General features: G+C 65.7%; 6 protein-coding genes and 1 pseudogene. 3 read left to right on the top strand and 4 right to left on the bottom strand.

The window, feature by feature from the left end; genetic code table 11:
- Nucleotides 1–373: helix-turn-helix domain-containing protein (locus tag AC07DW_RS32850; protein WP_478861293.1), on the bottom strand; the 373-nt coding region annotated here is incomplete at its 3' end.
- A gap of 855 nt (nt 374–1,228) precedes the next feature.
- Nucleotides 1,229–2,023: pseudogene (istB, locus tag AC07DW_RS32845) on the bottom strand (IS21-like element helper ATPase IstB).
- A 245-nt stretch (nt 2,024–2,268) separates the two neighbouring features.
- Here istB and AC07DW_RS32840 point away from each other — a divergent pair.
- The gene (locus AC07DW_RS32840) at nt 2,269–2,874 is read left to right on the top strand and encodes a hypothetical protein (protein WP_478861291.1); all 606 of its coding nucleotides are present in this window, start codon (nt 2,269–2,271) and stop codon (nt 2,872–2,874) included.
- 252 nt (nt 2,875–3,126) lie between these two features.
- Entirely contained in the window at nt 3,127–3,543 is a 417-nt protein-coding gene (locus tag AC07DW_RS32835) for a universal stress protein (protein WP_478861292.1), read from the top strand.
- 190 nt (nt 3,544–3,733) lie between these two features.
- Here AC07DW_RS32835 and AC07DW_RS32830 read toward each other — a convergent pair whose 3' ends face one another.
- Nucleotides 3,734–3,877, bottom strand: a complete 144-nt coding sequence (locus AC07DW_RS32830) for a hypothetical protein (protein ID WP_478861290.1) — start codon at nt 3,875–3,877, stop codon at nt 3,734–3,736.
- A 383-nt stretch (nt 3,878–4,260) separates the two neighbouring features.
- Entirely contained in the window at nt 4,261–4,569 is a 309-nt protein-coding gene (locus AC07DW_RS32825) for a hypothetical protein (protein ID WP_478861289.1), read from the bottom strand.
- A 1,665-nt stretch (nt 4,570–6,234) separates the two neighbouring features.
- Between AC07DW_RS32825 and AC07DW_RS32820 the strand changes: the two genes are divergently transcribed.
- Nucleotides 6,235–6,786: a hypothetical protein gene (locus tag AC07DW_RS32820; protein WP_478861288.1), complete on the top strand. Its 552-nt coding sequence runs from the start codon at nt 6,235–6,237 to the stop codon at nt 6,784–6,786.
- Nucleotides 6,787–7,290 lie beyond the last annotated feature (504 nt).

Raw genomic sequence — 7,290 nt, 5'->3', positions numbered from 1 at the left:
GCCTGGCCTGGACCTCGTCCCGGAGTTCCGCATCGAGTCTGAGTTCCGCCGGGCGGGCCCGCTTGACGCGTTCCCGGGCGCGGTGATGGGCCAGGCCGGCGTCGTACGCGTGCTGACCGCGGGCCAGGGTGTTGCGCTCCAGTTCGCGGCTGACGGTCGACGGGGCCCTGCCCAACCGTTCGGCGATCTCCCTTACGCCCAGGCCGCGCTCGCGCAGCGTCGCTATCCTCTTGCGTTCCAGCAGCGACAGGTACCGGCCCGACCGGGACGACTCGGGCAACCTGTCCGGCGGCAGCCCTCCATTCTCCGATCGCCACCGATAGCCGGTCTTCCTGCCTATCCCAAGCTGCCTGCACGCGTCGACCGTGCCCATCCCGGCCTGCAACAGTCGCCAGTACTCCGCCTCGACACCGAGCCTGCGCTTACGTCCCCGCCTCGCCATCAACACACCCATCATGATCAAGGAGTGTTGCGACAAGCGTTAGAACCCAAGGAGCAGAACGTGCTCAATTCTGCGGGAGCATTGACACTGGTCACTCTGGCGAAGACTCAGCCAGACACGCGCCCGCAACGGTCACTACAAACAACGCGGACACACCCCCTAACTGTGATTGCAGTACTAACACTAACCGTCACCCCATAGCGCTGAAGTCAGTAGTGCCGGGGAGTCTGGCCTGGGGGTGTCCTGGCGGCCGCCGCTCCACCGAGTTGCGGACGATGGTCGAGCCGACCCTGCCGAGCGGAGCATTTTCTGCCGCTTGCATCGCCTCGACGGACATCTGAGATCAGGGGTTTCGGCCCCGCAAGGATGATGTTCATCATGGAGAGCATGGGGAAAGAAGAAGCCGCGTCCTCGCCGCTCGTTCACGCCAAAGTCAAGGCTGAGATCGTTCGAATTGTGCTGGCGTGGAGATCGTTCGGTCGGGCAGGCCGCCAAGGATTCGACCTGCCGGAGACCGCAGTGCGGGACTGGGTCCGACAGGCCCAGATCGACGCGGGCGAACGCAACGGCCTGACCAGCAGGGAACGAGAGGAGCTGGCGGCTTCTGCGGCGGGAGAACCGCAGGCTGCGGGAGGACGTCGACATCCTCAATCCCGGCCCGGCCTTGAAATGCGGCGTGAACGAGCGGCGAGGACGCGGCTTCTTCTTGTCCATGCTCACTGTCAACGGCCAGTGCGTTCGTTCCCCAACGGCGGCCAGATATCTCCCCACCGCTGATCGGGTTGGTCAGCGCAAGGGCATCACTCCCTGGCCCTGGCCGGAGGTGGCCTGGGTGAGCCGGAAGCTGTCACCCTGGGCGACTACGGCGTGAGCGTGGTGGAGGAGCCGGTCAACCGTGGCCGTGGCCAGGGTCTTGGGCATGATCTCGTCGAATCCGGACGGGTGGAGGTTGCTCGAGACGGCCAGCGACCGTCGTTCGCAGGCGGCATCGACCAGGCGGTAGAAGCCCTCGGCCGCGTCCGGGCTGACGGGCAGGAGCCCGATGTCATCGACGATGATCAGGCCGGTGCGGATCAGTCGGGACATTCTGGCGAGAGAGTCGTCAGCCCGGTGTGGCGGGCGAGGGCTCCGAGCTCCTCGATGGTGAACCAGGCGACCGTCATCCCGGCCTCAACCGCGGTCTGCCCCAGCGCTTCGGTGAAGTGCGACTTCCCGGTCCCCGACGGCCCGCAGATGCAGAGGTTCTCCTTCCGCGACACCCACTCGAGAGTCTTGAGGGAATCCTGGACCTGCCGGGATGTGGAGGAGGCGGTCCCGTCCCAGTCGCCAAACGTCTTCCCGGCGGGGAACCCGGCCCGCTTGCGGCGGGTCCGCAGGTTTGCGGGCGTCCCGGCCGACGGCTTCCTCGGCCAGCAGAACGCGGACGACCCCGGCCACGTCCCACCTCTGTGCCTTCGCGGCGGGGATCAGGTCGGTCGATGCCCGGCGGATGTGCGGGAGTTTGAGCCGCTTGGTGAGCTCGATGGCCTCGGCCAGCGGATCGCCATGGGCGCCGGTGATGGTGCGGACCGGGGTGGCCATCAGTGCTCTTCCTTATTGTCGGCGAGGCCGAAGCTGGACCAGCGGAGGTGCCCGGCTGAAGGCTGTGCTCTTCGGTGGCCCGTGCAGGCTCGACGGTCTCGAGGCCGACCTGGCAGGTGACGATGGAGAGCAGGTCCTTCTCGGCCCACCGGCCGTTGGGGGCGCGAGTCAGCTGATCGGCTGGTCCGCTTCACCCGCGGGACTGTCCTGCTTCACGATGGCTACCGGCTGGTTATGCCAGTTACGTGGAGGTAACGCTGCTCTTCACGAAAGCTTCCTCTTGCGTATTCCGCTGGATTAAGTCCCCATATTTCACCTCCTTACCAACAGGAGTCATTGTGATCACCAGAAAAATTAAAACCCTTACTGCCGTGATCGGTATTGCATTTGCCATTGGAGGACTTTCCGGCCCAAACATGGCCCAGGCCACTGAAAATCAGCGCCAACTTTCTCCTGCCGCCGCTATCGAGCCCATGAATCATGACCCCTTTGATGACGGATACCTGCCGACGGTTTTCCGGATCATGAATCTGACGGATAACACACTCACCCTGACGAACGTCCGGATTACCGAGGAAGGACGTACTGACCTGGGCTACGACGTAGCGAATGCCATGCATATTGGACCTCATTCTCGAGGTACTTTCATCCTCGGCTCTTCCAATGGTGGATCGCCAGACAATGGCGGACAGTCAGTGGCGCTGGATTACACGGATGATAAGGGTGGATCTTATTCATTCGTCGGAGACTCCGGCTCTGGTGGCAATTATGCGTACACAAACAAAAAGACAACGTCCAATTGGACAGGGCAAGCATCTAATTCATTCTTCGTGTACGCCCCTCGCCCCTAATGTCCTGATTGAAGGATCTTGAGGGAGCTGGGAATATTCTGTGCGGCATGTGGGGTCCTGATCGCCGGATGCACAGGAAGCCGGGCGCTTGCCGGCGGTGACCGTCCGCACACTGCCTCTGCCGACCCTGGCAATAAGTTGACCCGCCAGACGTGGATTGGAGGATCCGGAGCACTCAGGTGGAAAATTGAATCAGCAGTGGAGGCGCTGACTGCACCTCCTGCACGTGTGAGCAACAGCCGGAGAGATGCCATGCAAAGGCGTTACCAGCGCATCATTGTCGGTTTGAACGGTTCTCGGAGCAGCCTTGCAGCATTTCACTTGGCACTAAAGGAAGCACTGCACAGAGAGGCGGAGGTGCTAGCCGTACTCGCATGGCAAGCCGCAGTTCATGTTCCGGAGTCGCTCGCAACAGAACGGGAGCAAGCACAGCGTCGCCTGAGCGCCCTCCTCACAGCGTCGGCGCCAGACCTGACTGTACGGCTCAGTATGGCGACTCCTCTCGGACCGGCTGGCCCAGTGCTCACCCGGACCGCCAATCGAGAGGACGACCTGTTGGTAATCGGCGCTCCGGCATCCCGCCGTCTCTTGTTTCCCCGGCGTTCGGTAAGTCACTTCTGTCTGTCCCACGCGACATGTCCTGTTCTTACCGTTCCCTCACTGCTGTAAAGAGTGAGCCTTTTCAGCCTCGATCCTTCAGTGGTGATCGCTGCTTCGTGAGGTGGTGGGTTCACCCCGTTTTGTTCCCGTGGGTGTCGGGCGGGGTCTTCGCGTGGCGCTGCGGGGCGCCGGGTTCCACGGGCCCGGAGTGTTGCGGGTTGTTCTCCTTCCTGGTCCTCGCCGGGGCGTGAGCCGGTGGTCAGGTGACTGCCGGAAGGGCGTAGAGCCTCTGCCAGGCCAGGACGAACGCGTCGGCCCAGGGCCAGGAGCGTTCGGTCCGCAGCCAGTGGCGGCGGGCGTGCTTCGCGAGGCGGGCCGGGAGGTGGCAGAGGCGCAAGCGCATGGGTGTCGGGCTCGGCGTCGGCCAGGTCGTCTTGATCGTGGAGAGTGAGCAGTCTCAGCCAGGCGTCCAGGCCGGCGGCGAGGTTCGCGGTCAGCATCCATGCGCTGTTGATCGTCCAGGACTTGGCGGGCAGGTTGTGCAGCCCCATTGTTTTGTTCGTTCGCACGTGGTCCTCGACGACGGCGTGGTGGCGGTGCAGGCGTCGAGCCACTGGATCTGGTGGGAGCCGGGGATGCGGGTCATTTTGTTGATGCTGGTGGCGGTGACCGAGTACTTCCAGCCGGTCTTCTTCCCGAACGCGGTGAGGTCCTTCATCTGCCGGCCGGACGGCCTGACCCGGCGGACGGTCAGTCGCATCCCCTTGAGCCAGCCCTCCCGGCGGTTCAGCCCAACCCGGCCACGAAGCAGCCTTCCTGGGGGCTGCCGTCCTGCTTGAGCGAGGTCTGACACGCTGCCTCAGGCACACGGGCGATGGCCTTCTCGTCCTCGCCGGTGATGGTCCAGCCGGTGGTGAAGCGGACCGTGCGCCGCATGGTGTTCAGATCCCGCAGGTGTTCGTGCAGGCCATGGGTGGCGCCCGCGCCGCCGGCCCGCACCAGGACCTTCGCCGTCGGGGCTCCGGGGACCTGGGCGAGCGCCTCGCGCAGCACCCGGACGTGGCCGGCCCCCGTGTTCGCAGCACCGCCAGACACTCGCCGGTGTCCGCACACCACGCGGCCAGCGGATGAAACCCGAACGACTTCTTCCAGGCCGCCGCAGCGTGAATACCCGGGGTCAGCTTGAGCGCTGGGCCACGCGCGCAGCACCTCCTGACCTGCGCAGACCTTTGTGAGGCGTCACCCCCGGGTCAGTTGAAGGGCTCAGTGTTACAGCAGGCCGTGGTAACGAGATCTTTAAGTCGTGCAGTCTGCCTTCCGTCTCATGCCGAGAGCCTGCCGGTTTTTTTGCTCCGGCGAGGCCGACGAGAGGGGGCAGTCCGCTCTCGCGAGGTCGTCGAGCCAGCCGGGGAGGAGTGTGGCGTCGCGGTTTTCGAGCATGCCGGCGAACCGGCGGACCAAGTCGTGGGCGGTTCTGAGCTCAGGGCGATGATCGAGGAGCCGGGGGCAGCCGGCCGTTGATGTGCAGGCTGCGGCGGGCCGGATGGGTGGTGATCCAGCGGGTGGCTTCACGCGGGGAAGGCGGTCGCTCGCGAGGCGCGTCCACGGGCAGGCCCCGTCGTAGGGGTGCGACGGCCATCCTCGTGCGGGATCTTCGCGGGTGAGCGCGGGCGTACTTGCCAACGGTGCGGCGGTCCAGGCCGGGCTCGCGGCCACGGAGCTGTGGCTCCGGCCGGTGCGGGTTAGGGCTTGGACCGCCGCGAACAGACTCTGGGGGTCCGGCGCTGCCCGCCGCGGCGTTCCCGGTGGTCTTCCCGGCCGGCGGGCGATCATCCTCGCTGACCGATGGCAGGGCTGCGGGCAGGCAGCCGCGGTGGGCAGGGCGATGTCCTGAACTCGGTGTGAAAGGCCCTGCCAGGTGAAAGCGGTCGCTGAGCTGCACTGTTTCCGGGGCGCCAGCGGTGAGCCCTGTCGGTAGGTGAGGGAGCCGTCGCGGCAGGCCACCCCGACGCCCGGGTGTTCACGAAGCCAGCGTCCGAGCTGTTCGGCGTCATGTCCTTCCCAGGGGGTGAGCGGGAGTCGGGTGGTGGCGTCGACGAGGAGGGTGCCGTAGGTGTCGCCGTAGAGCGCGAAGTCGTCCACCCCCAGCACCCGGGGTGTCCCAGAGGCGGAAGTGGCACCCGCATCAGCTGAGACAGAAACCGTGCACCGCGCGACCGTGACGTTCAGGACACGCAGCATCCGGGCGCCGCCCAGGCCGACCAGGATCACACCGACGGCTCCACCAGGCGCTGCAACTGCAGTGTGCGGCGGTCAGCCCTGGCACCTGCTCGGCGAAGGTCACTTTCGGGCAAGTCGGGTTTTCGCAGTACAGGCGGCGTACGGCAAGTCGATGCGCAGAGGCCGACCTCCCGGTATGAGGTCGGCGAGGCACCGGACAATCCACGTGCTTGGCTCGCGCATCCGGTACATCCCGCTGGAACACCGGTTCTCGTGCGGGCACGGACCGTCACGACAGCATCGGAGACATCGGCCGAGACCACCAGCACATTAGCCAACTGCGGTAACAGGCCCGCCAGTTCAACAGAACACAGGCATAGGCTGCCCGGTATCCGGACCGGCCGATCGTGTCACCGAGATGATCTCCGGCTAGGAAAATCTTGCCAGAGCCAGCTGAGTTCGTACGCCGACACCACTGTCCCCCTACGATGAGCGGACGGGCCCCTAGCGGGGCTGCGCCGGGCTCCCGGGGAGGCTGCTGTGACATCACCGCTGAACGCCGAGAACGGCCCGCACCGGCCGGACTACCCGCCGAAGACCCCGCCGCCGCCAAGGAAACCGGTGGAGACCCCTCGCCCGGACACGCTTGTCCTGCCGTACCCGGCTGGTCCAGGCACCGCGGGAGCGGCGCGGCCCCGGCTCCGCGCGCGGATCGTGAACCGGCGCGCTGCGAACTGGACCCTCGACGCCCAGCCCTGGGCCGCGAAGTCCGCTGGCCCAAAAGCGGCCCGCCAGGTCCTTGGGAAGCTGGACGCCTGGGGCTACCAGCTGCCTGCCAATACCCAGGTGGGCACGTTGACCACCGCGCTAGTGGAGGCGGCACTCGAGGACGGCGGGGCCCGGATCAGCGTCCACCTCGCCGACCAGGACCAGCAGGCCCTGATCCTTGTTCTGTCCCACCAGCCGGGGCAGGGCGCCGCCGACGAGACGCTGCTGCACCGGGTGGCCGCGCATGCGGTGGTGTCGTCGTGCGGCACCGACACCGACAGGAAGGACGGCGGCCGCCGGCGCTGGGCCCTTATCGATCTGTAGACCGGACGGAACCGCACTCTGCCTGGCGGAAGTAATGGCGCCGCTGACGAAATATTCGCCGGGGTTTCGTGAGGAGCTGTCCGGCTTGCGCTGAGTCCCAAAACGTGACCGAAGTTGGCCGGGAACTCGGCATTAATCCCGAATGCTCCGCGGCTGGGCGAAGCAGCACCTGAAAAGCCATGAGCCAGTCGGCACCGGGCTGGCTGTGAGCGAACGGGCACGGCTCAAAGAGCAGGGCCGGCGTATCCCTGAGCTTGAGACAGAAAACGCCTTCCTGAAAGGTTCTGGTGGATCGACGAGCTCGTAGCCCAGGCGCCCAAAGTCGCCTGGCGATCAGCGATGGGGGATGAAGCCACCCATCACCGCTGGATGCTGGCGCGTCCAGCTCACACGTCCTGACAAGATTGCCGGGCCTTGCCCCCGAGGAGTGGACACCTGTTCGTGTCGTTATGCGGCGAGTGTCTGGGTAGCTGGCTGCTGTTCGTAGGCGATCGGTGCCTGCTG

The organism is Streptomyces sp. NPDC045701 (genome assembly GCF_056432045.1).
Note: the sequence above shows the minus strand (reverse complement) of the source record. Positions and strands in the feature narration are given on the sequence as shown.